This is a genomic window from Polaromonas sp. UC242_47 (assembly GCF_044452385.1).
In the GTDB taxonomy this organism is placed as follows: Bacteria; Pseudomonadota; Gammaproteobacteria; order Burkholderiales; family Burkholderiaceae_C; genus Polaromonas.
Genome location: NZ_JBIOAO010000001.1, coordinates 1,518,591 through 1,542,665, shown reverse-complemented (window position 1 = coordinate 1,542,665; position 24,075 = coordinate 1,518,591). Strand labels below are relative to the sequence as shown.

General features: G+C 59.9%; 24 protein-coding genes and 1 tRNA gene. 4 read left to right on the top strand and 21 right to left on the bottom strand.

Translation table 11 applies throughout. The annotated features are described in order from the left end of the window. Positions 1-20 precede the first annotated feature (20 nt). The 20 genes from nuoL to ACHMXK_RS07545 form a co-directional block, all read right to left on the bottom strand. A complete protein-coding gene (gene nuoL, locus ACHMXK_RS07640) occupies positions 21-2,078 on the bottom strand; it encodes an NADH-quinone oxidoreductase subunit L (RefSeq protein ID WP_397439117.1) in 2,058 nt (685 codons plus the stop codon). Between the two features lie 6 nt (positions 2,079-2,084). Beyond that, complete coding sequence (gene nuoK / locus ACHMXK_RS07635) at positions 2,085-2,393, bottom strand: NADH-quinone oxidoreductase subunit NuoK (protein ID WP_318407148.1); 309 nt, start codon at positions 2,391-2,393, stop codon at positions 2,085-2,087. Further along, positions 2,390-3,037 carry an NADH-quinone oxidoreductase subunit J gene (locus tag ACHMXK_RS07630; protein WP_397439115.1) on the bottom strand — a complete coding sequence of 216 codons (648 nt, stop codon included), beginning with the start codon at positions 3,035-3,037 and terminating at the stop codon, positions 2,390-2,392. The genes nuoK and ACHMXK_RS07630 overlap by 4 nt, the downstream gene beginning before the upstream one ends. A gap of 42 nt (positions 3,038-3,079) precedes the next feature. Further along, positions 3,080-3,577, bottom strand: coding sequence for an NADH-quinone oxidoreductase subunit NuoI (gene nuoI / locus ACHMXK_RS07625; RefSeq protein ID WP_397439113.1), 498 nt, complete (start codon positions 3,575-3,577; stop codon positions 3,080-3,082). Between the two features lie 4 nt (positions 3,578-3,581). Beyond that, on the bottom strand, positions 3,582-4,655 hold the full coding sequence (gene nuoH, locus ACHMXK_RS07620) for an NADH-quinone oxidoreductase subunit NuoH (protein ID WP_397439111.1): 1,074 nt from the start codon (positions 4,653-4,655) through the stop codon (positions 3,582-3,584). Next, complete coding sequence (gene nuoG, locus ACHMXK_RS07615; RefSeq protein ID WP_397439109.1) at positions 4,652-6,793, bottom strand: NADH-quinone oxidoreductase subunit NuoG; 2,142 nt, start codon at positions 6,791-6,793, stop codon at positions 4,652-4,654. Before nuoG ends, nuoH begins: the two co-directional genes overlap by 4 nt. A 28-nt stretch (positions 6,794-6,821) precedes the next feature. Further along, complete coding sequence (gene nuoF / locus ACHMXK_RS07610; protein WP_397439107.1) at positions 6,822-8,192, bottom strand: NADH-quinone oxidoreductase subunit NuoF; 1,371 nt, start codon at positions 8,190-8,192, stop codon at positions 6,822-6,824. A 2-nt stretch (positions 8,193-8,194) separates the two neighbouring features. After that, the gene (gene nuoE / locus ACHMXK_RS07605; protein ID WP_397442466.1) at positions 8,195-8,683 is read right to left on the bottom strand and encodes an NADH-quinone oxidoreductase subunit NuoE; all 489 of its coding nucleotides are present in this window, start codon (positions 8,681-8,683) and stop codon (positions 8,195-8,197) included. A gap of 43 nt (positions 8,684-8,726) precedes the next feature. After that, the gene (locus ACHMXK_RS07600; RefSeq protein ID WP_318407159.1) at positions 8,727-9,980 is read right to left on the bottom strand and encodes an NADH-quinone oxidoreductase subunit D; all 1,254 of its coding nucleotides are present in this window, start codon (positions 9,978-9,980) and stop codon (positions 8,727-8,729) included. 23 nt (positions 9,981-10,003) lie between these two features. Next, a complete protein-coding gene (locus tag ACHMXK_RS07595; RefSeq protein WP_397439104.1) occupies positions 10,004-10,615 on the bottom strand; it encodes an NADH-quinone oxidoreductase subunit C in 612 nt (203 codons plus the stop codon). After that, entirely contained in the window at positions 10,615-11,094 is a 480-nt protein-coding gene (locus ACHMXK_RS07590) for an NADH-quinone oxidoreductase subunit B family protein (protein ID WP_007864469.1), read from the bottom strand. The genes ACHMXK_RS07595 and ACHMXK_RS07590 overlap by 1 nt, the downstream gene beginning before the upstream one ends. 49 nt (positions 11,095-11,143) lie before the next feature. Beyond that, positions 11,144-11,503: an NADH-quinone oxidoreductase subunit A gene (locus ACHMXK_RS07585; protein ID WP_318407163.1), complete on the bottom strand. Its 360-nt coding sequence runs from the start codon at positions 11,501-11,503 to the stop codon at positions 11,144-11,146. Positions 11,504-11,597: 94 nt separating this feature from the next. After that, positions 11,598-11,682 (bottom strand) — tRNA-Leu (locus tag ACHMXK_RS07580). 118 nt (positions 11,683-11,800) lie between these two features. After that, on the bottom strand, positions 11,801-12,217 hold the full coding sequence (gene secG / locus ACHMXK_RS07575) for a preprotein translocase subunit SecG (RefSeq protein WP_397439101.1): 417 nt from the start codon (positions 12,215-12,217) through the stop codon (positions 11,801-11,803). Positions 12,218-12,250: 33 nt separating this feature from the next. Next, entirely contained in the window at positions 12,251-13,009 is a 759-nt protein-coding gene (tpiA, locus tag ACHMXK_RS07570; RefSeq protein ID WP_397439099.1) for a triose-phosphate isomerase, read from the bottom strand. A gap of 12 nt (positions 13,010-13,021) precedes the next feature. Next, on the bottom strand, positions 13,022-14,008 hold the full coding sequence (locus tag ACHMXK_RS07565) for an NAD(P)H-quinone oxidoreductase (protein ID WP_397442465.1): 987 nt from the start codon (positions 14,006-14,008) through the stop codon (positions 13,022-13,024). Between the two features lie 70 nt (positions 14,009-14,078). Further along, positions 14,079-16,196 carry a polyribonucleotide nucleotidyltransferase gene (pnp, locus tag ACHMXK_RS07560; RefSeq protein ID WP_397439097.1) on the bottom strand — a complete coding sequence of 706 codons (2,118 nt, stop codon included), beginning with the start codon at positions 16,194-16,196 and terminating at the stop codon, positions 14,079-14,081. Between the two features lie 261 nt (positions 16,197-16,457). Then, positions 16,458-16,724 carry a 30S ribosomal protein S15 gene (gene rpsO, locus ACHMXK_RS07555; protein ID WP_318407172.1) on the bottom strand — a complete coding sequence of 89 codons (267 nt, stop codon included), beginning with the start codon at positions 16,722-16,724 and terminating at the stop codon, positions 16,458-16,460. A gap of 149 nt (positions 16,725-16,873) precedes the next feature. Beyond that, positions 16,874-18,058: a pyridoxal phosphate-dependent aminotransferase gene (locus tag ACHMXK_RS07550; RefSeq protein ID WP_397439095.1), complete on the bottom strand. Its 1,185-nt coding sequence runs from the start codon at positions 18,056-18,058 to the stop codon at positions 16,874-16,876. A 10-nt stretch (positions 18,059-18,068) separates the two neighbouring features. Beyond that, a complete protein-coding gene (locus tag ACHMXK_RS07545; RefSeq protein ID WP_397439093.1) occupies positions 18,069-19,361 on the bottom strand; it encodes a branched-chain amino acid ABC transporter substrate-binding protein in 1,293 nt (430 codons plus the stop codon). Positions 19,362-19,477: 116 nt separating this feature from the next. Between ACHMXK_RS07545 and ACHMXK_RS07540 the strand changes: the two genes are divergently transcribed. Continuing rightward, positions 19,478-19,879: an Hsp20/alpha crystallin family protein gene (locus ACHMXK_RS07540; protein ID WP_397439091.1), complete on the top strand. Its 402-nt coding sequence runs from the start codon at positions 19,478-19,480 to the stop codon at positions 19,877-19,879. Positions 19,880-19,911: 32 nt separating this feature from the next. On the opposite strand, the gene tsaD is transcribed toward ACHMXK_RS07540, so the two are convergent. Then, positions 19,912-20,958: a tRNA (adenosine(37)-N6)-threonylcarbamoyltransferase complex transferase subunit TsaD gene (gene tsaD, locus ACHMXK_RS07535; protein WP_397439089.1), complete on the bottom strand. Its 1,047-nt coding sequence runs from the start codon at positions 20,956-20,958 to the stop codon at positions 19,912-19,914. A 142-nt stretch (positions 20,959-21,100) separates the two neighbouring features. On the opposite strand from tsaD, the gene otnK reads away from it, so the two are divergent. The 3 genes from otnK (at position 21,101) to ACHMXK_RS07520 (ending at position 23,764) form a co-directional block, all read left to right on the top strand. Next, the gene (gene otnK / locus ACHMXK_RS07530) at positions 21,101-22,396 is read left to right on the top strand and encodes a 3-oxo-tetronate kinase (protein ID WP_397439087.1); all 1,296 of its coding nucleotides are present in this window, start codon (positions 21,101-21,103) and stop codon (positions 22,394-22,396) included. Continuing rightward, positions 22,393-23,070, top strand: a complete 678-nt coding sequence (locus ACHMXK_RS07525) for an aldolase (protein ID WP_397439085.1) — start codon at positions 22,393-22,395, stop codon at positions 23,068-23,070. Before otnK ends, ACHMXK_RS07525 begins: the two co-directional genes overlap by 4 nt. Positions 23,071-23,131: 61 nt before the next feature. Next, complete coding sequence (locus ACHMXK_RS07520; RefSeq protein WP_397439083.1) at positions 23,132-23,764, top strand: ANTAR domain-containing response regulator; 633 nt, start codon at positions 23,132-23,134, stop codon at positions 23,762-23,764. The last annotated feature ends 311 nt before the right edge of the window (positions 23,765-24,075 follow it).

The window sequence follows — 24,075 nt, the reverse complement described above, 5'->3', positions numbered from 1 at the left end:
TTTATTCTTCTCCTAGTCGCTTATTTGTTGAGCAGTTCTTTGATCATTGGCCAAGTCGCGAAATAGCTGATCAAAATAAAGATGCCAAGAATCATGGCCAGTGCGTAGTGGTAGATGTAACCGGTCTGCACCTTGCGCACCACCCCCGCGACCCAGCCCACCAGCTTCCAGGAGCCGTTGACCAGGGCGCCGTCGATGATCTTCTCGTCACCGCCCTTCCACAGGCCGGTGCCCAGGGCGCGTGTGCCGCGGGCCAGCACGTTTTCATTGAACCAGTCCATGTAGTACTTGTTCTCGAGCAGCGTGTAGAGGGGTTCGACGCGGCGCTTGATTGCTGCCGGCAAGGCCGGGTTGACCAGGTACATATACCAGGCTGCGACCACACCCGCCAAGGCCAGCCAGAACGGCGCGGTCATCAGGCCGTGCAGCGCCATCTGCGCCGGCCCGTGGAACATTTCCGCCAGCTCGGCCATGGCCGGGTGTTTGTCCGCGTCAACCACAATCGCGTCCTTGAAGAAATCGCCGAACAACATGGGCTGAATGGTCATGAAACCAATCACCACCGAAGGAATGGCCAGCAGGACCAGCGGCACGGTCACCACCCAGGGCGACTCGTGCGGCGCATGGTGCTCATCACGGTGGTGGTGAGGATCTGGCTCTTCGTCCGCATCATGGTGATGCGCGTCAGGATTCTGGTCAAAACGCTCCTTGCCGTGGAAGACCAGGAAATACATGCGGAAGGAATAAAACGCCGTCACAAAAACGCCGGCCAGCACGGCAAAATGCGCAAACCCTGCACCCGCCAAGTGGCTGGCATGGACCGCTTCAATGATGCTGTCTTTCGAATAAAAACCGGCAAACAGCGGCGTACCGATCAGCGCCAGCGAACCCAGCAAGGCCGTGATCCAGGTGATGGGCATGTACTTGCGCAAGCCACCCATCCAGCGGATGTCCTGGTTGTGGTGTACACCCATGATGACCGAACCCGCTGCCAGAAACAGCAAGGCCTTGAAGAAAGCATGTGTCATCAGGTGGAAGACCGCCACGGAATAAGCCGAGGCGCCCAGCGCGACCGTCATGTAGCCGAGCTGCGACAAGGTGGAGTAAGCCACCACACGTTTGATGTCGTTCTGGATGATGCCCAGAAAACCCATGAACAGCGCCGTGATGGCACCAATCACCATGATGAAACTCAGGGCGGTGTCACTCAGCTCAAACAGCGGTGACATACGCGCCACCATGAAGATACCTGCCGTCACCATGGTGGCGGCGTGGATCAGTGCGGAGATGGGTGTCGGGCCTTCCATCGAATCAGGCAGCCAGACATGCAGCGGGAACTGAGCCGACTTGCCCATGGCACCGATAAACAGGCAGATGCAGATCACGGTGATCAGCATCCAGTCGGTTCCGGGGAAACCGATCTTGGCGATATCGCCGGATTTGGCAAACACCTCGGTGTAATTGAGCGAACCGGCGTAGGCCGCGAGCAGGCCAATGCCCAGAATAAAACCGAAGTCGCCGACGCGGTTGACCAGGAAGGCCTTCATGTTGGCGAAGATGGCGGTCGGTTTGTTGAACCAGAAGCCGATCAGCAGGTAGGACACCAGACCCACGGCCTCCCAGCCGAAGAACAGCTGCAGCATGTTGTTGCTCATGACCAGCATCAGCATGGAGAAGGTGAACAGCGAGATGTAGGCAAAGAAGCGGTTGTAACCCTCGTCCTCTTCCATGTAGCCTATGGTGTAGATGTGCACCATCAGCGAGACAAAAGTCACGACACACATCATCATCGCCGTCAGGCCGTCGACCAGAAAGCCGATTTCCATCTTCAGGCCGCCGACCACCATCCAGGTGTAAAGCGTCTCATTAAAACGCGCGCCATCCATGACCACGCTTTTGAGCGTCATGGCCGAGATGACGAAAGCAACCAGCACGCCCAGAATGGTCAGCGTGTGCGACAGGCGACGGCCTATCCAGTTGCCGCCAAAGGTGGTGCCAAAAATACCGGCCAGCAAAGCGCCAGCCAGCGGCGCCAGTGGAACAACCAGCAGCGTGGCTGCGGAAAGGGTTTGACTCATTTTCTATTAACCCTTGAGCGTGTTGAGTTCGTCCACGTTGATGCTGGACTTGTTGCGGAACAGCAGCACCAGAATCGCCAGACCAATGGCCGATTCGGCAGCAGCAACCGTCAGGATGAAAAAGACAAATATCTGGCCGGCCATGTCGTTCAGGTAATAAGAGAACGCCACAAAGTTCATGTTGACCGCCAGCAGCATCAGCTCGATGGCCATCAGCAACACGATCAGGTTTTTGCGGTTCAGGAAAATGCCGATCACCGACAGCGCGAACAACATCGCGCCCAATGTCAGAAAATGTCCAAGCGTGACCATCATGCCTTCTCCTCGGTAGCAGCCACCACAGGTGCGGCAACGGTAGGCTTCATCTTGACCAGGCGGACCCGATCACCCGGTTTGACGCGAATCTGGTCGGACGGGTTGATGTATTTGGAGTCCTTGCGCGCGCGCAGGGTCAGGGCAATGGCCGCAATGATGGCCACCAGCAAAATCACCGCCGCGATTTCCAGCGGGTAGATGTATTCCGAATACAGCACCTTGCCAAGATCTTTGGTGTTCGACACCTGGGCGACTACCTCACCGGCCACGGCTAGCACCGGCTTGGGCTCCTGGCTGGGACGAAAACCACCCATCAGGACGGCGGCCATTTCCAGGGCAATCAGGGCACCGACGGTGGCGGCCAGCGGGAAATGCTTCCAGAAGCCCTTGCGCACACCGTCCAGGTTGACGTCCAGCATCATCACCACAAAGAGGAAAAGCACCATGACGGCGCCGACGTACACCAGCACCAGGGTGATGGCGAGGAATTCGGCTTTGAGCAAAATCCAGACGGCGGCCGCCTGGAAAAAAGCCAAGACCAAATACAGCGCGGCATGCACCGGATTGCGGGCAGTGATCACCTTGAATGCGGCAAACAGCAACACCAGGGCGAAGACATAAAAGAGACCTGTTTTAGCGTCCATGTTCTGCGAATCTTTCTTGAGCCAACTACTTATTGGTCTTGTTCAGCGGTACTTGGCATCAGCGGCCCGATTGGCCGCAATTTCTTTTTCGTAACGGTCACCGACCGCCAGCAACATGTCCTTGGTGAAGTACAGGTCGCCGCGTTTTTCCCCGTGGTATTCAAAGATATGGGTTTCCACAATGGAGTCCACCGGACAGCTTTCTTCGCAGAAGCCGCAAAAAATACACTTGGTCAGGTCGATGTCGTAACGCGAGGTGCGGCGGCTGCCGTCCTCGCGCACATCCGATTCAATCGTGATGGCCATGGCCGGACACACCGCCTCGCACAACTTGCAGGCAATGCAGCGCTCTTCACCGTTGTCATAACGACGCAGCGCATGCAAGCCGCGGAAACGCGGGCTCAGCGGCGTTTTTTCTTCCGGAAACTGGATCGTGATTTTCCGGCTGAACATGTACTTGCCGGTCAGGGCCATGCCCTTGAACAGCTCGGTGAGCATAAAGCTCGAAACAAAATCCTTGACGGACGCGATTGCAGACATAACTCTATTTCCAGATGTTGTAAGGGGTCTGCATCCAGGCCCCAACGACCACCAGCCAGACCAGGGTCACAGGAATGAAGATTTTCCAGCCCAGACGCATGATCTGGTCATAACGGAAGCGCGGGAAGGTGGCGCGCACCCACAGGAACATCGTGACCACAACAAAGGTCTTGGCGCCCAGCCAGATCCAGCCCGGAATGAAGCTCAGGGCTTCGACGGGCGGCAACCAGCCACCCAGGAACAGCAGCACGGCCAGGATGGCGACCAGCCACATGTTTGCGTATTCGGCGAGGAAGAACATCGCGAAAGCCATGCCCGAGTACTCGACCATATGGCCAGCCACGATTTCGGACTCGCCTTCCACCACGTCGAAGGGGTGGCGGTTGGTCTCGGCCAGGCCAGAGATGAAATACACGACAAAAATCGGCAACAGCGGCAACCAGTTCCACGACAGGAAGGTCCAGCCCTGGCTGGCCATGCTGCCCTTGCCCTGGCTCATCACAATGTCGGTCATGTTGAGGCTGCCCGACACCATGAGCACCACCACCAGGCAGAAGCCCATGGCAATTTCGTAGCTGATCATTTGCGCCGAAGCGCGCATGGCGCCCAAAAACGCGTATTTGGAGTTGGAAGCCCAGCCGGCAATGATCACGCCATAAACTTCCATCGACGTGATGGCCATCAGGAACAAGAGACCGGCATTGATGTTGGCCAGCGCGATCTCGGGACCGAAAGGAATCACGGCCCAGGCGGCCAGGGCCGGCATGATGGTCATGATGGGACCCAGCACAAACAGGCCTTTGCTGGCCGCCGTCGGCATGATGATTTCTTTGGTCAGCAGCTTGAGTGCATCGGCAATCGGCTGCAACAGGCCAAACGGACCGACACGGTTAGGGCCCAGACGAATCTGGGTAAAACCAATCGCCTTGCGTTCCCACAGCGTCAGGTAGGCGACGCAACCCATCAGGGGCAAGAGCACACAAATAATCTTGATCAAGGCCCACACAACCGGCCAGACCGTGCCCGGCCAGATGCCGCCCATCAAACCCTGACCAAAGGCAAAAATCGCGTCAATCATGCGGCAACTCCTTCAACATGGGCTGCCTGCCGCGCATCGGCGGTCAGCTGCAGCGATGTTGCGCGCCGGACCAGGCTGTCGAGCTGGTAAATGCTGGCAACGGCAGGGGCTGCGCCGCCTGCGGCCAGCTGAACACTGGCGTCGGTCTTGTTCCCCAGGCGGTCTGCAGGCACTTGTGCACCTTCGGCACCCTTGATCTGCTTGAGCACATCCTGAGCGGACTCGAAATCAAAACCGGGCAAGCCAAGCAGGTTGGCCAATACACGCAAGACCTTCCAGGCGGGGCGTGTTTCGCCCAAAGGTTTGACCACCGCATGAAAACTTTGCACGCGGCCTTCGGCGTTCACAAACGTGCCTGGTGTTTCCGTGAAAGGCGCAATCGGCAGCAACACGTCGCTGAAATCCATATTGGCCTTGAACGGGCTCAAGGTCACCACCATGTGGGCGGCATTGAGCGAAGCCTTGGCTGCCGCACCGGCGGCCGAATCAAATTCAGGCTCATTGCCCAGCAGGAGCACGGCCTTGAGTTTGCCCGCCAGCATTTGGCCCGCATCCAGGCCCTTGCCCGAAGGCAAGGCACCGGCCAGCTGCGCACCCACGGTGTTGGCGGCTTCCGTCAGATAACCCACGCTGGCGCCGGTTTGCTCGGCAATCCAGTTGGCCAGGTTCAACAGGCTGCTCGCGTTGGCGTGGTGTGCCGCTGCGTTACCCAGCAAAATGGCTTTGCGTTCGCCACCCAGCAGGGATTGGGCGATCGCCTTGGCGCTATCGCTGGCCTGGCCGGAGGCCGGCGCAGCAACACCCTTCTCCGCCGCTATGGCTGCAGCCACATCGGCCAGCGCCTGCACCCAGGCGGCTGGTTCGGCCAGCAGGCTGTTGGCGACAGGCATGGCCCAGGCGTCGGCCGTGGCCAGCTCCGCTACGGAATTAATAGCACTCAGCGCACAGCCCTTGCGGACAGACTGCCGAATTCGTTGTGCAAACAGCGGATGGTCCTTGCGCAGGTTCGAACCGACCACCAGCACACGCTGCAGTTGCGACAGCGAAGCGATCGAAGTGCCCAGCCAGCGCACGGTTTGCGCAGGGGCAAACTCGGCATTGCGCAGGCGGTAGTCGATGTTGTCACTGCCCAGGCCGCGCATCAGCGCAGCCGCCAGGAACAGCTCTTCCAGCGTGCTATGCGGGCTGGCCAAGGTGCCAATACTGTCAGCGCCGTGGTCGGCCTTGATCTGTTTCAGGCCGTTGGCCACATATTCGAGCGCGGTCTGCCAGTCAACGGCCTTCCACTCGCCGCCCTGCTTGAGCATGGGCGTCTTCAGACGTTCGTCGCTGCCCAGGGCTTCGTAGGAAAAACGGTCACGGTCGGCAATCCAGCACTCGTTGACCTCTTCGTTCTCCAGCGGCACCACACGCATGACCTGATTGTTCTTGACCTGGATCACCAGGTTGGCACCCGTGGAGTCATGCGGGCTCACCGACTTGCGGCGGGACAACTCCCAGGTCCGGGCGCTGTAGCGGAATGGCTTGCTGGTCAGCGCACCCACCGGGCAGATGTCTATCATGTTGCCGGACAGTTCGGAGTCCACCGACATGCCGACGAAGGTTTCAATCTCGGCATGTTCACCGCGGTGCGACATGCCCAGCTCCATCACGCCGGCCACTTCCTGGCCGAAACGCACGCAGCGTGTGCAGTGAATACAACGGCTCATCTCTTCCATGGAGATCAGCGGACCCACGTCCTTGTGGAAAACCACGCGTTTTTCTTCCTCGTAACGCGAACCGCTGCCGCCATAACCTACGGCCAAATCCTGCAACTGGCATTCGCCGCCCTGGTCGCAGATCGGGCAATCCAGCGGGTGGTTGATCAGCAAAAACTCCATTACGCCTTTTTGGGCCTTGATGGCTTTGTCGCTCTTGGTGTGCACGATCATGCCCTGCGTCACGGGCGTGGCACAGGCCGGCATGGGCTTGGGCGCCTTTTCGACATCGACCAGGCACATGCGGCAATTGGCCGCGATGCTGAGTTTCTTGTGATAACAAAAATGCGGAATGTAAGTGCCGGCTTTTTCAGCCGCGTGCATGACCGTGCTGCCTTCGAGCACTTCCACTTTCTGACCGTCGAGTTGGATTTCAACCATGGTGAATTGCTTTTATAGGGGGCGCGTGTCAGGCGTAAACCGGGACCAGGCAGGTCTTGTGGGTGATGTGGTGCTCAAACTCGGCACGGAAGTGCTTGATCATCGCGCGCACCGGCATCGCGGCGGCATCGCCTAGGGCGCAAATCGTGCGCCCCTGGATATTGTCTGAAATCGAATTCAGCATCTCGAGGTCGCTTTCGCGGCCTTGTCCGTTTTCGATGCGGTTCACCATGCGCCAGAGCCAGCCCGTGCCTTCGCGGCAGGGTGTGCACTGGCCGCAGCTTTCGTGCATGTAGAAGTAGGACAGGCGCAGCAGGCTTTTCACCATGCAACGGGTTTCGTCCATCACGATGACGGCGCCTGAACCCAGCATGGAGCCGGCCTTGGCAATCGAGTCGTAGTCCATGTCGGTGGCCATCATGATGTCGGCAGGCAGCACCGGCATGGAGGAACCGCCGGGAATCACGGCCTTGAGCTTGCGACCGCCGCGCATGCCACCGGCGAGTTCCAGCAACTTGGCAAACGGCGTGCCCATGGGGATTTCGTAATTGCCGGGGCGCTCGACATCACCGCTGATGGTGAAAATCTTGGTGCCGCCATTGTTGGGCTTGCCGCATTCCAGATAAGCCTGACCACCGTTGCGGATGATCCAAGGCACGGCGGCAAAGGTTTCGGTGTTGTTGATGGTTGTCGGCTTGCCGTACAAACCAAAACTTGCCGGGAATGGGGGTTTGAAACGTGGCTGGCCTTTTTTGCCTTCCAGCGATTCGAGCAAGGCGGTTTCTTCGCCGCAAATGTAGGCGCCAAAACCGTGGGCCGCATGCAACTGAAAGCTGTAGCTGCTGCCCAGGATGTTGTCACCCAGCAAGCCGGCGGCACGCGCTTCCTCCAGCGCTTCTTCGAAACGCCGGTAGGTCGTGAAAATTTCGCCGTGAATGTAGTTGTAGCCGACACTGATGCCCATCGCATACGCCGCAATCGCCATGCCTTCGATGACGATGTGCGGGTTGTACTGCATGATGTCGCGGTCTTTGGCCGTGCCCGGCTCACCTTCGTCCGAGTTGCAGACCAGGTACTTCTGGCCAGGGAACTGGCGTGGCATGAAGCTCCACTTCAGGCCGGTCGGGAAACCGGCGCCGCCACGGCCGCGCAGGCTGCCGGCCTTGACCTCGGCAATCACCTGGTCCTGTGTCATGGGCTCGCCGCCGTCCTTGCCCAGAATCTTGCGCAAGGCTTGGTAGCCGCCGCGCGCCTCGTAGTCTTTCAGGCGCCAGTTGGTGCCATCCAGGCCCGCCATGATTTGCGGGTTGATGTGCCGGCCATGGAAGGAAGTCTGAACGCCGGTGGCCTCAAACTGGGCAAGAAGGCTGGAAGCAGCTGTGGATGCAGAAGCGGACATGGTTATTTCGCCTCGGCGGATTTAAGGCCATCGATCAATTGGTCAAGCTTTTCATTGCTCATGAAGCTGCACATGGTCAGGTCGTTGACCAGCATCACCGGAGAGTCGGCACAAGCACCCAGACATTCGGACTGCTGCAGGGTGAACAGGCCGTCGTCGGTCGTACCGCCCATGGCGATACCGAGCTTGTGCTCCAGATGGGCCAGCGCCTTGGTGCCGTCGCGCAACTGGCAAGGCAGGTTGGTGCAGACGTTGAGCTTGTACTTGCCCATCGGCTTCTGGTTGTACATGTTGTAGAAGGTCGTGACCTCATGCACGGCAATGGGCGCCATGCCGAGGTAGTCGGCGACCAGCTTTTCGCTTTCGGCGCTGACAAAACCCTGCTCCTGCTGGACGATGGCTAGGCAGGCCATGACGGCAGACTGCTTCTGGTCAGCCGGGTACTTGGCGACTTCGCGGTCGAAGCGCGTTATGGTTTGTTCAGACAATATCACTCCATGCTCCCAACAGCGTAGCGAGCTGCGCAACAGCTTTTCATCGGTCAATTTCACCAAACACAATGTCCATCGTGCCGATCACGGCAACGGCGTCGGCAATCATGTGCCCACGCGACATTTCATCCATGGCGGCCAGGTGCGGAAAACCCGGTGGACGGATCTTCAGGCGATAAGGCTTGTTGGCACCATCGCTGACGATGTAAATGCCGAACTCACCCTTGGGATGCTCCACCGCCGCATAAGCCTCACCTTCAGGCACGTGAAAGCCCTCGGTGAACAGCTTGAAGTGGTGAATCAACTCTTCCATGTTGGATTTCATCGACTCGCGATCGGGCGCAGCCACCTTGTGGTTGCTGGTGATCACCGGGCCGGGGTTGACACGCAGCCAGTCCACACATTGTTTGATGATGCGATTCGACTGGCGCATTTCTTCAATACGCACCAGGTAGCGGTCATAACAGTCGCCTGTTTTTCCGACCGGCACGTCAAAATCCATCTGCGCGTACACGTCGTACGGCTGCTGCTTGCGCAAGTCCCAGGCAAAGCCGGAGCCGCGCAACATGGGTCCGGTGAAACCCAGGTTCAGTGCGCGCTCTGGCGACACCACACCCACGCCAACAGTGCGCTGCTTCCAGATGCGGTTGTCCGTCAGCAGGGTTTCGTACTCGTCGACCAGCTTGGGGAACTTGGTGCTGAAGTCGTCAATGAAGTCCAGCAGCGAACCCTGGCGGTTCTCGTTGAGCGCGGCAATCGCCTTTGCGTTCTTGACTTTGCTGACCTTGTACTGCGGCATGGTTTCCGGCAGGTCGCGGTACACACCGCCCGGCCGGAAATAAGCCGCATGCATCCGCGCGCCGGAAACGGCTTCGTACATGTCAAACAAGGCCTCACGTTCGCGGAAGCAATAAATCAGGATGTTCATCGCGCCGCAGTCGAAACCGTGCGCCCCCAGCCACAGCAGGTGATTGAGCAGGCGCGTGATTTCGGAAAACATCACGCGGATGTATTGCGCGCGTACCGGCACATCCACACCAATGAGTTTTTCGATAGCCAGGCAATACGCATGCTCGTTGGACATCATGGACACGTAATCGAGCCGGTCCATGTAAGGCAACGACTGGATGTAGGTCTTGCTTTCGGCCAGTTTTTCAGTGGCGCGGTGCAACAGGCCGATGTGCGGATCGGCGCGCTGGATCACTTCGCCGTCGAGTTCGAGCACAAGGCGCAGCACACCGTGGGCCGCAGGGTGTTGCGGCCCGAAGTTGAGCGTGTAGTTTTTGATTTCAGCCATGTCGTATCTCTTGCCGGCGCCGCTTACTGCAGGCCACCGTAGTTATCTTCACGAATCACGCGTGGCGTGATTTCGCGGGGCTCAATCGTCACCGGCTGATAAATCACACGTTTCTGCTCGGGGTCGTAACGCATTTCGACATAGCCCGTTGTCGGGAAGTCCTTGCGGAAAGGATGGCCGATAAAACCGTAGTCGGTCAGGATGCGACGCAGGTCGTTATGACCTTCAAAAATGATGCCAAACAGGTCAAACGCCTCGCGCTCAAACCAGTTGGCGGCATTCCACACGTCATTGATCGACGCCACCACCGGGAAATCATCGTCGTCACAGAACACCTTGAGCCGCACACGCTGGTTCAGGCTGATGGACAACAAATGAGAGACCACACAAAAGCGTCGGCCGTCGTAACGCCCTTCGGCGTACTCAGAATAATCAACACCACACAGGTCAATCAGCTGCTCGAACTGGCAACCTGGGGTGTCGCGCAAAATCAGGGCAGCAGCATGGTAGTCGGCCGCGGCGACCACCACGGTCAACTCGCCGAGCGCCACCGTGGTGCGTTTGGCTTTTTCACCCAGGGCGGCAGCAACAATGTCTGCGAGCTGTTCAGCAGAAGCGGGATGCAAAGGACCCATCAAGCTCTCGCAATGGTGTTGGTGCGGCGAATTTTTTGCTGCAGTTGAATAATGCCGTACATCAGCGCTTCAGCCGTAGGTGGGCAACCCGGCACATAGACGTCGACCGGGACAATGCGGTCACAGCCGCGCACCACCGAATAACTGTAGTGGTAATAACCACCGCCGTTGGCACAGGACCCCATGGACAAGACCCAACGCGGCTCGGACATCTGGTCGTAGACCTTGCGCAGGGCCGGCCCCATCTTGTTGCACAGCGTACCGGCCACAATCATCAGGTCGGACTGGCGTGGGCTGGGACGGAACAACATGCCGAAACGGTCGAGGTCATAACGTGCCGCACCGGCATGCATCATCTCGACGGCGCAACAGGCCAGACCAAATGTCATGGGCCAGAGCGAACCCGTCTTGGCCCAATTGACCACCGAGTCGTAACTCGTGGTCATGAAGCCTTCGTTAAAAACACCTTCTAATGACATACCCGTACCTTTGTGGCGGCCGCTTGCGCTGCCGCTGAATCGTGGCTATCTATTCCCAGTCCAGCGCACCTTTTTTCCACTCGTAGACAAAACCCACGACCAGAATGCCCAGAAAAACCATCACGGACCAGAAACCCACCGCACCAACTTCCTTGAGCGCCACGGCCCACGGAAACAGGAAGGCAATTTCAAGATCGAAAAGAATAAACAGGATGGCGACCAGGTAGTAGCGCACATCGAATTTCATGCGAGCATCTTCAAACGCCTCGAAGCCGCACTCGTAAGGAGAATTTTTTTCGCTGTCCGGCTTGTGCGGACCCAGCAGACGCCCCAAGACCTGGGGCACAACGCCGACAGCAACGCCCACCAGAATAAACAACAGGACAGGAAGGTATTGGTCGAGGTTCATTGTCGATTCAACTTCTGGAAGCCGCCTTTGCAGTTGGGCCAGTTTGCTGCTTTAGGCAACCCATTCTTGCGTTCGCAAGACAGATCACCCTAAATGGTGCGGACGGCGAGACTCGAACTCGCACAGCTTTCGCCACTACCCCCTCAAGATAGCGTGTCTACCAATTTCACCACGTCCGCGGTTTTAAGTTGTGTCCGGATGGCATGAGGAAATCTTGCGATTTTTAGCTTTCCGGACAGTCTCAGAGTTTACCCTGAAATTGCACCGCTCCCAGTGCGGCGCGAAGTCTTTCTCGCGCTATTTCGTCGGGATTTGACCTGCGCCCGGGGTTGCGGGTGCAGCCGGCACGGTCGAAGCACCGGTGCCAGCGGCCGGAACAGCCGTCCCCGGAATTTGCGCAGCGCCCGAAGCAGCGGGAGCCGGTGCAGGTGCCGTCAAGGCCGCGCCTTCCAGCACGCTGGAGCCGGTGTGCGGACGCGCATTGCTGAAATAGGCCAGCGCCAGGGTGCAGACAAAAAACACAACCGCCAACACCGCCGTTGTACGCGACAGGAAGTTGGCACTGCCACTGGCGCCGAACAGGCTGCCCGAGCCGCCACTGCCAAAGGCCGCACCCATGTCGGCGCCTTTACCATGCTGCACCAGGATCAAACCAATCATGCCCAGCGCGGAAAGCATCTGAACCACCAAAACAACGGTTAACCAAACATTCATATCAACTCCTAATTTAATAGCGGTCTGCGCCCGTCAGACGGAGGCTGCAGCAATAATTTTTAAAAAATCCAGGGCCTTGAGCGAGGCGCCGCCAATCAGGCCGCCATCGATATCGGCCTGACCCAGCAGCGCAGCAGCGTTGGACGCATTCATGCTGCCGCCGTACAAAATTTTCACGCGCGCGGCCTGATCGGTCGCCGCCTTGAGCTGGAGCCGCAACACGGCATGCACCGCCTGCGCCTCTTCGGGCGTCGCGGTTTTGCCGGTGCCTATGGCCCAGACCGGCTCATACGCAACGATGATTTCGCTGATGCAGTGGCCATTGGCATGAATCACCGCCGCCAGCTGACGTTTGACCACGGCTTGCGTCTGCCCGGCTTCTCGCTCGGCCAGCGTTTCGCCGACACAGACGATCGGCGTCAGCCCGGCAGCCAAGGCCTGCTGCGCCTTCTGGGCCACAACAAGGTCGGTCTCGAAGTGGTACTGGCGACGCTCGGAATGGCCCACGATGGCGTAACGGCAGCCGAACTCCTTGAGCATGGACGCACTGACCTCACCGGTGAACGCGCCCGCAACCTGGCTCGACACGTCCTGCGCGCCCAAACCAATCGCGGCCAGCCCCGGCAAGCGCCCGGCCAGCGCCTGAAATTGCGCCAGATAGGGTGCAGGGATACAAAGCGCCACCTCACAAGGCAGTTGCGCCGGCAGTCCTGCCTGCATGTCGCGCAGCAAGGCCTCGTTGGCAGCCAGGCTGCCATTCATCTTCCAGTTTCCCGCAATCAGCTTTTTCATGGCCTTGGATGTTTACCAGCTCAAAACGATTTTGCCGATGTGCTGGTTGGACTCCATCAACACATGCGCTTTCGCGGCATCGGCTGCCGGGAAAGTGCTGTGGATCACGGGTTTGACAGCGCCACTCGCCAGCAGCGGCCAGACCTTGTCCTTGAGCGCGCTGGCAATCGCGGTCTTGAACGCCAGCGGCCGCGGACGCAAGGTCGAACCGGTGATGGTCAGACGTTTGCGCAGCACCAGGCCGGCATTGATTTCGGCCTTGATGCCACCCTGCACACCAATGAACACCAGACGGCCGTCTTCGGCCAGACACTCGACCTCGCGTGCAACGTAGTTGCCCGCCACCATGTCCAGGATCACATTCACGCCTTTTCCGCCGGTCAGTTTTTTGACCTCTTCGGCAAAATCAGCGGTCCGGTAGTTGATGGCATGGTCGGCGCCCAGCGCAACGCAAGCCGCGCATTTTTCATCGCTGCCGGCCGTCACCAGCACCGTTGCGCCCATGGCTTTGGCGAGCTGGATAGCCGTCACGCCAATGCCGCTGGAGCCACCCTGGATCAACAGCGTTTCGCCCTTTTGCAGGCGACCGCGGTCAAACACATTGCTCCAGACGGTGAAAAAAGTTTCGGGCAGCGACGCGGCCTCGATATCGCTGAAGCCCGCAGGCACAGGCAGGCACTGTCCGACCGGGGCCACACACAGCTCGGCATAACCGCCACCGGCCACCAGCGCGCAAACGCGGTCGCCGACTTTCAGGCCCGCCTGAGCCATGGCCTCGGCATCACCGCTGACGATTTCGCCGGCCACTTCCAGCCCGGGAATATCGGAAGCGCCTGGCGGCACCGGGTAGTTGCCGGTGCGCTGCAGGACGTCTGGCCGGTTCACGCCGGAGGCGGCCACACGAATCAACAATTCGCCGGCGCCGGCAAGCGGCGCTGGCCGGTCACCCAGACGCAGAACGTCGGGCGGACCGTAGGAGGTAATTTCAACAGCTCGCATGGTATTTTCAGTCATTTATGGCTGCAGCCCCCAAGGGATGGGCGCCAGCAGCTACAAAATCAATAGCGAATCAGCCTTGGTCCTGGCCTTGGGCCGGACGGTCCAGCAGCGCCTTCATGGACAGCTTGACGCGGCCTTTTTCGTCGGTTTCCAGGACCTTGACCTTGACGATCTGGCCTTCGCTCAGGTAGTCGGTGACACGCTCGACACGCTCGTGGGCGATCTGGCTAATGTGCAGCAGACCATCCTTGCCGGGCAGCAGGTTGACCAGTGCGCCGAAGTCCAGAATCTTGGTGATGGCACCTTCGTAGATCTTGCCGATTTCGACTTCAGCGGTGATCTCGGCGATGCGGCGCTTGGCCTCGTCCGCCTTGGCGCTGTCGTTCGACGCGATGGTGATGGTGCCGTCTTCCTCGATGTTGATCTGCGTGCCGGTTTCTTCGGTCAGCGCACGGATCACGGCGCCGCCCTTGCCGATCACGTCACGGATTTTCTCGGGATTGATCTTCATCACGTAGAGGCGTGGTGCAAAGTCAGACACCTCGGCATTGGCCTGGCCCATGGCTTCCTGCATTTTGCCCAGGATGTGCATGCGGGCTTCCTTGGCCTGGGCCAATGCAACCTGCATGATTTCCTTGGTGATGCCCTGGATCTTGATGTCCATCTGCAGCGCAGTGATACCAGCGGTGGTACCGGCCACCTTGAAGTCCATGTCACCCAGGTGATCTTCGTCACCCAGGATGTCGGTCAACACGGCGAAGCGGTTGTCATCCTTGATCAGGCCCATGGCGATACCCGCCACATGAGCTTTCATGGGCACGCCGGCATCCATCAGCGACAGGCAGCCGCCGCAGACCGAAGCCATCGACGACGAGCCGTTGGACTCGGTGATTTCGGAAACCACACGCATGGTGTAGGGGAATTCTTCTTTCGAAGGCAAGACGGCGATCAGCGCGCGCTTGGCCAGACGGCCGTGACCGATTTCGCGGCGTTTTGGCGAGCCCACACGGCCGGTTTCGCCGGTGGCGAACGGAGGCATGTTGTAGTGCAGCATGAAGCGATCTTCGTAGTCGCCGGACAAGGCATCAATACGCTGCGCATCACGCTCGGTTCCCAGCGTGGTCACGACCAGCGCCTGGGTTTCGCCACGTGTGAACAGGGCCGAACCGTGGGTACGGGGCAACACGCTGTTGCGGATTTCAATCGCACGCACGGTGCGGGTGTCGCGGCCGTCGATACGCGGCTCGCCGGCCAGGATCTGGCTACGGACGATTTTCGCTTCGATGTCGAACAACATGCCGTCAACGGCCACGCTGTCGAACTCGACGCCTTCGGCCTTCAGGCCCATCTTGGTCCAGGTCGTCACTTCACGCGTGGCGTGGGTGCGAGCTTGCTTGTTGCGCAACTGGTAGGCGGCGCGCAGCTTTTCCTCGGCCAGTGCGACCACCTTGGCGATCAGCACTTCGTCCTTGGCAGGTGCTTTCCAGTCCCAGACTGGTTTGCCAGCGTCACGCACCAGTTCGTGGATCGCGTTGATGGCGATGTTGCCCTGCTCATGGCCAAACACGATGGCGCCCAGCATGATTTCTTCGGACAACTGCTTGGCTTCGGACTCGACCATCAGCACGGCGGCTTCGGTACCGGCCACGACCAGATCCATGACGGAATCCTTGAGCTGGGTCTTGCCGGGGTTCAGCACATACTGGCCGTCGATGTAAGCCACGCGTGCGGCACCGATGGGGCCGTTGAACGGGATGCCGGAAATGGCCAGCGCTGCGCTCGAAGCGATCAGTGCGGGAATGTCGCCTTCGACTTCGGGGTTCAGCGACAACACATGGATCACGACCTGCACTTCGTTGAAGAAACCTTCAGGGAAGAGCGGACGGATAGGACGGTCGATCAGGCGCGAGGTCAGCGTTTCGAATTCGCTGGGGCGGCCTTCGCGCTTGAAGAAGCTGCCGGGGATGCGGCCGGCAGCGTAGGTTTTTTCCAGGTAGTCAACGGTCAGCGGGAAGAAATCCTGGCCGGGCTTGGCTTCGGTCTTGGCGACCACGGTGGCCAGCACCACGGTGCCGTCCATGTCCAGCAGCACAGCGCCGCCGGACTGGCGCGCGACTTCGCCGGTTTCCATCGTGACCTTGTGCTGGCCCCACTGGAAGGATTTGGTGACTTTATTGAAAATGCTCATGTTCTTTTCTCCACTAGTTTCAGGCACTTGAGGCAGCGCGAGAGGCCGGAGCGGTGGCTGGCCGAACACGATGCCATTCCACAAAACACCTGATATCCAGGATTTTTCTTGTGGAATGACACAGCGCGTATTCGTTTTGCCTTGCTCCGAAGTTTTTCATGGGCGCCGATGGCGCTTCTGAAATTGGTTTTTTGGGTCGTTTAAAGCGCAAAACGCCTGAGCTAGTGAACTAACTCAGGCGCTTACTATTGGGTTTACCGCTTATTTACGCAGGCCAAGCTTGGCGATCAGCGCAACATAACGGGCCGCATCTTTGGACTTCAGGTAGTCCAGCAGCTTGCGGCGACGGCTCACCATGCGCAACAGGCCACGGCGGCCGTGATGATCTTTGGCATGGGTCTTGAAATGGGGCATCAGTTCATTGATACGGCCGGTCAGCAGACCAACCTGAACTTCCGGGCTGCCGGTATCGCCGACAGAGCGGGCGTTGGACTGAACGATTTCAGCCTTGATGGATTTTGCAATCATGGGTTTTCCTTGTGTAACTTGCGAGCGATCCAGTGCTCCCGAAGTGAGAGTTGACCGGCGTCGTCGTGTTCTGCGGCAGGCAGCTTCACGAATGAATCAGCCCGCCTTGACGCAGAGCCTTGGATTATAGCCCAGGAATCCCACCCGACTCAGCGCTGCGCCAGCCAGCGGGTCAGGCGACCCACGCCTTCCTGCAGCCGGGCCGGGTCCTGACTGGCAAAACACCAGCGCAACCAGCCCTGCATGGCCGGCGAAGGATCGGCACTGAAAGCATTGCCCGGCGCCAACCCCAGGCCGGCCTCGACCACCAGGCGTTTGGCCACCTCAAAAGAATCGCCCTGCCCGGCCAGCCGAAAGAACGCGTACATGCCGCCAGGCGCCGCCGAGACTTCGACACCGGGCAAGGCCTGCAGCAAGGGAATCAGGGTGTCCCGGCAGTTTTTGAGATGGGCCACCACCTGCGGGGTCACCTCCTCGGTGCGTTGCAAGGCCACCACACCGGCGCGCTGGACAAACACCGGCGCGCAGGAGGTGTTGAACTCAATCAGCTTGCCCATCTGGGTCGTGGCCGTGGCCGGCAACACCAGCCAGCCCAGGCGCCAGCCTGTCATCAGAAAACTCTTGGAAAAGCTGTGCGCCACCATCAAGCGGTCATCCGGCGCGGCCACATCCAGAAAGCTCGGAGCGCAGACATTCGGCGTGTCACCCGCGTAATACAGGCGCTCGTAAACCTCGTCGGCCAGAATCCAGGTGCCCGTCTGGCGACAATGCGCCAGCAGGGTTTGCTGCTCGGCGCGGCTCAAAGTCCAGCCGGTCGGGTTGTTGGGCGAGTTGACGATCAGCAGCCGGGTGGCGGGCGTGATGGCCGCCAGCAACTCATCCATGTCAAGCTGCCACTGGCCGGCCACAGGTTTCAGGCTGACGCAGTGCACCTTGGCCCCCATGATGGCCGGCTGCGCGGTCAGATTCGGCCAAACCGGCGTGACCACCACCACCTGGTCGCCGACATTCACCACCGCCTGTACCGCCAGCATCAGCGCATTGACGCCGCCCGAGGTCACGGCGATCCGGTCCACACCGATAGGTGCCGCGCCCTCACAGCGCAACGCACTGCAATACACGGCGATGGCCTCGCGCAGCTCGGCCAACCCGAGGTTGTGCGCGTAAAAGGTTTCACCCTGGTTCAGGGACTGGGCCGCCGCTTCGCGAATAAAAGCCGGTGTGACTTCATCACTTTCGCCAAACCAGAACTTGAGCACGTCGCTGCGGCCTATGCCCGCATTGGCCACCTGGCGGATCAAGGACTCTTCGAGATCAAGGACAACTTGTCGCATGTACGGCCTTTCAGGGACGAATCATTTTGCAGGAATGTGGTTGCTCGGAACGAGCCGCGGGAATGGTCTTGATCACACGAAAACCATAACCCGAACCTTCCACATCGAACTTGACGCCGGGTGCGCCCTGCTTGTCCATCACGGCGACCAGCAGGGGTTGCTGGAACTGGTGGTCGGCACCGCGCATCACGCCCTGATGCCCCGCAAACAAGACCTTCATTTTTTCCATTTGCGCAGCCACCGCGGCAGACTCGATGGTCCCGGCCTTTTCGATGCTTTGCACCAGGCCCTCCACCATCAGTTGCATGCGCATGTGCACGTAGTCGTCCTGCGGCTTGGGGAAACGCTGGCGGAAGGATTGGTAAAAAGTCTCGGAGGCAGCACCGGCTTCATTGGGAAACCAGTCGGCCACCGCAATCACCTTGCCGACGCCGGCATCACCCAGCGCGGCCGGAACGCCCAGCGCGTTGCCGTAAAAGGTATAAAAACGCCCCTCAAAACCAACTTCTTTTGCGGCCTTGACCAGCAAGGTCAAATCATTGCCCCAGTTGCCGGTGAGCACGGCCTGCGCGCCGCTGGCCTTGATCTTGGCGACATAAGGCAGAAAGTCCTTGACGCGACCCATGGGATGCAATTCGTCGCCGACGATTTGCACGTCGGGGCGCAGCGCCGTGAGCTGTTTGCGGGCCTCGCGTAAAACGGCCTGACCAAAGCTGTAGTCCTGGCCAATCAGGTAAATGCTTTTGAGCGCCTTGTCATCCTTGAGCACATCCATCAGTGCCGCCATTCGCATGTCGGCATGGGCGTCAAAACGAAAATGCCAGTAGCTGCATTTTTCGTTGGTCAACACAGGATCCACCGCCGAATAGTTCAAAAAGAGAACCCGCTTGGACGGCGCGCGTTCATTGTGTTTGTTGATGGCATCGATCAGCACCGCGGCCGTCGACGACGAATTGCCCTGGGTTACCAGGGTCATGCCGTCATCGATGGCCGAACGTAATGCCGACAAGGCCTCTTCGTTCTGGCCCTTGCTGTCGTAACGTTCAAAAACCAGTGGACGGTTTCCGCCGGGCAGCTTGATGCCGCCACGCGCATTGACCCGCTCGGCGGCCCACGCCAGGTTGCGAAACACAGCCTCGCCGGTGTTGGCAAAAGGACCGGACAGGCTTTCAATCAGGGCCACACGCACAGGCGGCTGAACGGCCGCCGCTGGCTGGGCAAACAGGGTTGGCGACAACAGGGAGGCGCCGGCCACTAGGGCCAGGGCCGCGCGTTTCAAGAGCTTGGGGATGAAAAAATACATTCGACATTTTCCTTGAAATACTTCGCAACACGCCTACCTGCTCTGCATGCGGCGATCACGGTTGAGAGCCGCGAAGTGTAGGGGAAATTTTTCCCGCCCAACCTCTTGGAGTCTCCATGTTTTATTCACTTGCCAGCCGTCCCGTCCATAGCGCTCAACGTCACTCCCCCTCACTGGTGAACAATGGTGCGCTCGACAGTTTTCTCAGTGACACCTTGAACAACCTGGCCGGCGCCCGCCCCACCCCGCCGGCCAAAGTGGAAGACGGCGAGACCGCCTATTCGCTGCAGCTCGATGTGCCCGGCCTGAGCAAGGAGCAACTGGACATCGGCATCGAAGGCGACGTCGTGCGTATCAGCAGCAAAGCCGACGCGGCGCGTTCGGTCAAGGCCGCCTGGCGTTTCCCGCTGGAAATTGATGCCGCCGGCAGCTCCGCCAAACTGGAAAACGGTGTGTTGACATTGTCGCTGGGCAAAAAAATCCCTGAGAGCAAAGTGGCTCAGCTCCCCATTCAATAAGGCCACAAGGCGCGCAGACCGGCCCTGCCGGTTCAGGCCGGTACGGTTTGTATATCTGCCAGACTCCAGCGCGGCTTCACGTCAAAGGTGTAGCTGCGCTGTATGTCTTCCAGCCCGGCCTGCAGACGCATGCCGGCCGCCAGCGCGATCATCGCGCCGTTGTCGGTGCACAAATGCAGCTCGGGGTAATGCACGCGAATCCCGCGCTTCTTGCAAGCCGCATTGAGTTGCTCGCGCAGCAAGGTGTTTGCACCCACACCACCGGCCACCACCAGCCGCTTCAGGCCGGTTTGTTCCAGCGCTTTCAGCGACTTCTTGACCAGCACTTCCACAATCGCCGCCTGCGTCGAGGCCGCCAGATCGGCGCGAGCCTGCTCACTCATGGTTTCGCCGAGTTTTTTGGCCTGCGTCAGCACCGCTGTTTTCAGGCCCGAAAAAGAAAAATCCAGGTCGCCACTGTGCAGCAAGGGCCGGGGCAGCTTGAAGGCCTGGCCATCACCCTGCCCGGCCAGCCTGGCCAGCGCCGGACCGCCGGGATAAGGCAGTCCCAGCAATTTGGCCGATTTGTCAAAGGCCTCACCGGCCGCGTCATCAATGGTTTCGCCCAGCAACTCGTAACTGCCGACGCGGTCCACCCGCATCAATTGCGTATGACCACCCGACACCAGCAACGCCACAAACGCAAATTCAGGGGGATCGGCGCTCAAGAAGGGTGACAACAAATGCCCTTCCAGATGGTGCACACCCATCACGGGTTTGCCCAGACTGGCGGCCAGCGAACAGGCCACACCGGCGCCCACCAGCAAGGCCCCGGCCAGCCCCGGTCCGCGGGTATAAGCAATCACATCGACATCTGCCAGCGAACGTTGCGCCTGGCCCATCACCTCGTTGATCAGCGGCAACACCCGCCGGATATGGTCGCGGCTGGCCAACTCGGGCACCACGCCACCATAAGCCTGGTGCATTTCAATCTGGCTGTGCAAGGCGTGCGACAACAAACGCGGCACACCGGCACCCGAAGCATCCGTCAAGGCCACGCCTGTTTCGTCGCATGACGACTCAATTCCCAACACCAACAAGTTTTCCTGCATAGGCCTGAAGTTTAGGCCAAACAGACTTAAGCGCTGCTCGAAGGGACACGCGGTTTGGCGGCTGTGCCGCGCGCACCATGGCGCTGCCCGGCAAGTTGCGGATCTTCAGACACGGTAAAGTCGCTGCAACATGAAAAAACTGCTGCTGGGCTGTATCGCCGACGACTTCACCGGGGCCACCGACCTCGCCAACAACCTGGTGCGTGCCGGCATGCGTGTGGTGCAAACCATAGGCCTGCCGGATCAGCCGCTGGCGGCCGACATCGATGCTGTGGTGGTCGCGCTCAAGTCACGCACCCTGCCGGTGGACCAGGCCATCGCGCAGTCACTGGCCGCCCTGCACTGGCTGCAGGCGCAGGGCGCGCAGCAGATTTATTTCAAATATTGCTCCACCTTTGACAGCACGGCGCAAGGCAACATCGGCCCGGTCACCGAAGCGCTGATGGACGCCTTGGCGCCGCTGCCCGGCAGCGACTTCAGCATCGCCACACCGGCCTTTCCCGACAACCAGCGCACGGTGTTCAAGGGCCATTTGTTTGTGGGCGAGGTCTTGCTGCATGAAAGCGGCATGCAAAACCACCCGCTCACACCCATGACGGACGCCAACCTGGTGCGGGTGTTGCAGGCGCAATGCAGGCGCAAGGTTGGCCTCATCGATTACACAGTGGTGGCCCAAGGCGCGGCCGCCGTTCAGGCCCGCATGGCGACCTTACGAGAGCAGGGTGTGGGTATCGCCATCGTGGACGCGATTTCCAACGACGACTTGTTACGCCTCGCGCCTGCGCTCAAAACCATGCCGCTGCTCACGGGCGGCTCGGGTTTGGCGATCGGTTTGCCGGCCAACTTCGGCATCACCCCTTCGTCCACGGCCAGCGCCTTGCCGCCGGCCACGGGCTGGCAGGCGGTGGTGTCGGGCAGTTGCTCGCTGGCCACCAACCGGCAGGTGCAGGCTTTTATCCAGGCCGGACATCCAGCCTTTGCTTTGGATGCCTTGCAGATCGCCGAGAAAGAAGCTGCCGGTATGGATGTGGCGGCCGAGGTGCTGGCCTGGGCCATACCAAAGCTCGGCCAGGGGCCGGTGCTGGTTTATTCCTCCGCGGACCCGACTGTTGTCAAGGCGGTCCAGGCGCAGCTGGGTGTTGAAAAAGCCGGCGCCCTGGTGGAACGCACGCTGGCCGCCATCGCACGAGCCCTGGTGCAACACGGCGTGCGCCAGTTGGTCGTGGCAGGCGGCGAAACCTCGGGCGCCTGCGTGCAGGCCCTGGCCATCCAGCACATGAAAATTGGTCCACAAATCGACCCCGGCGTGCCCTGGTGTTATGCGCAGACCGAGGCGGCCAACCCTGAAGGCATACACCTGACCTTGAAGTCGGGCAACTTCGGCACGGATGATTTTTTCAGCAAAGCTTTTGCGAGGCTGGCATGACAGAAAACCAGGCCCGCGAAGAAATCTGCCGTGTCGGGCGCAGCCTGTTCGAGCGCGGCTACGTACATGCCACAGCCGGCAACATCAGTGTCCGGCTGAATGCGTCGGAAGGCGGCGGCTTTCTGATCACCCCCACCGATGCCTGCCTGGGCACGCTGGACCCGGCCCGGCTCGCCAGGCTGGATGCGCAGGCGCAACAAGTCAGCGGCGACACTGCCAGCAAAACCATAGCACTGCACACCCGTATCTATGAGGCTGCAAGCCAGTTTGACCCTGACACCCGGTGTGTAATCCATACCCACAGCAGCCACTGCGTGGCGCTGACCTTGAGGCCCAACGGTGGCCCGGAACTGTTACCCGCCCTAACCCCTTACTTCGTCATGAAGGTCGGCCATGTGCCGCTGATCAGCTACCACCGGCCCGGCGCGCCCGAGGCCGCCTTGCAGGTGGCCGACACCATTCGCCGTTATGGCGAAGCGGGTACACCGCTACGCGCCGTCATGCTGGCGCGTCTGGGGCCCAATGTCTGGCACAACTCGCCCGCCGCGGCCATGGCCACGCTGGAAGAACTCGAAGAAACCGCCAAACTTGTGTGCCTCAGCCCCTCGGTGCCTAAGCCTCTGAGCGAAGCGCAAATCGACGAACTGCGCCTGAGCTTCAAGGCCCGCTGGTAAAGCACCGGCGGCGCTGGCTTGGACGCGCCACCCATGGCGCGAATCTTGCACAAAGGTGGCCATGACGCCGTCCCAGTCCTTGCGCCTTGTGATCATTGCACCAGATCTGCTGGAAGGCGTGGCCACGGACCCCCATGCGCGGCGGCAGGCGGAACGCTCGCGCCAGCTGCGTATCGGCCTGCTGGAAAACGGTTACAACGTGGTCGCCGTGTTGCCGGCCGACACCTACCTGGACAAACGCCTGGGCGAGTTGCAGCCCGACATGATCATCGTGGACGCCGAAAGCGAAGCCCGCGACTCACTCGAACATGTGGTGATGGCCACCCGTGACGCGCGGCGGCCGATTGTGCTGTTTACCAATGACCAGGACACCAGCCACGTGAAAGACGCGGTGGCGGCTGGTGTGTCCGCCTACATCGTGGCCGGGCTGTCGCCGGAACGGATACGCCCGATTCTGGACGTGGCAATGGCGCGTTTTGAACACGAACAAGGTCTGCGGCGCGAACTGGCGCACGCCCGCACCGAGCTGCAGGACCGCAAAGTCATAGACCGCGCCAAAGGCCTGCTGATGCAGCGACAACACCTCAGCGAACAGGCGGCCTACGACAAACTGCGCAAGGCCGCCATGGACAAGGGTTTGCGCCTGGGCGAGGTCGCACAACGCATGCTGGACGCCGCCGACCTGCTGGGTTGAATCAGCGCACGGTGCCTGACGCCGATATGGTGCAGTGCACAAATACAGTGCAGACCCGACGAAATCCTGACCCAGGAGCCGCAGCCACGGCACTCGCTATGGATTCCATAGCTGCTTGCGCCCGGCCACCAAGGGCTGGAGGCCAATTTCATCATGAATCAGAGGCTGAATGAACTAAATCGGAGACTGGCACAGCTTTTGCGTTGAACTCAACACCAGGCCATTCGTTTCAACGGCGAAGCAGATGGCCTCACTGAACAAAGGCGTTCGCACCCAGCTTCACACCACGTGTGTGAACAAGGGTCGAGCGC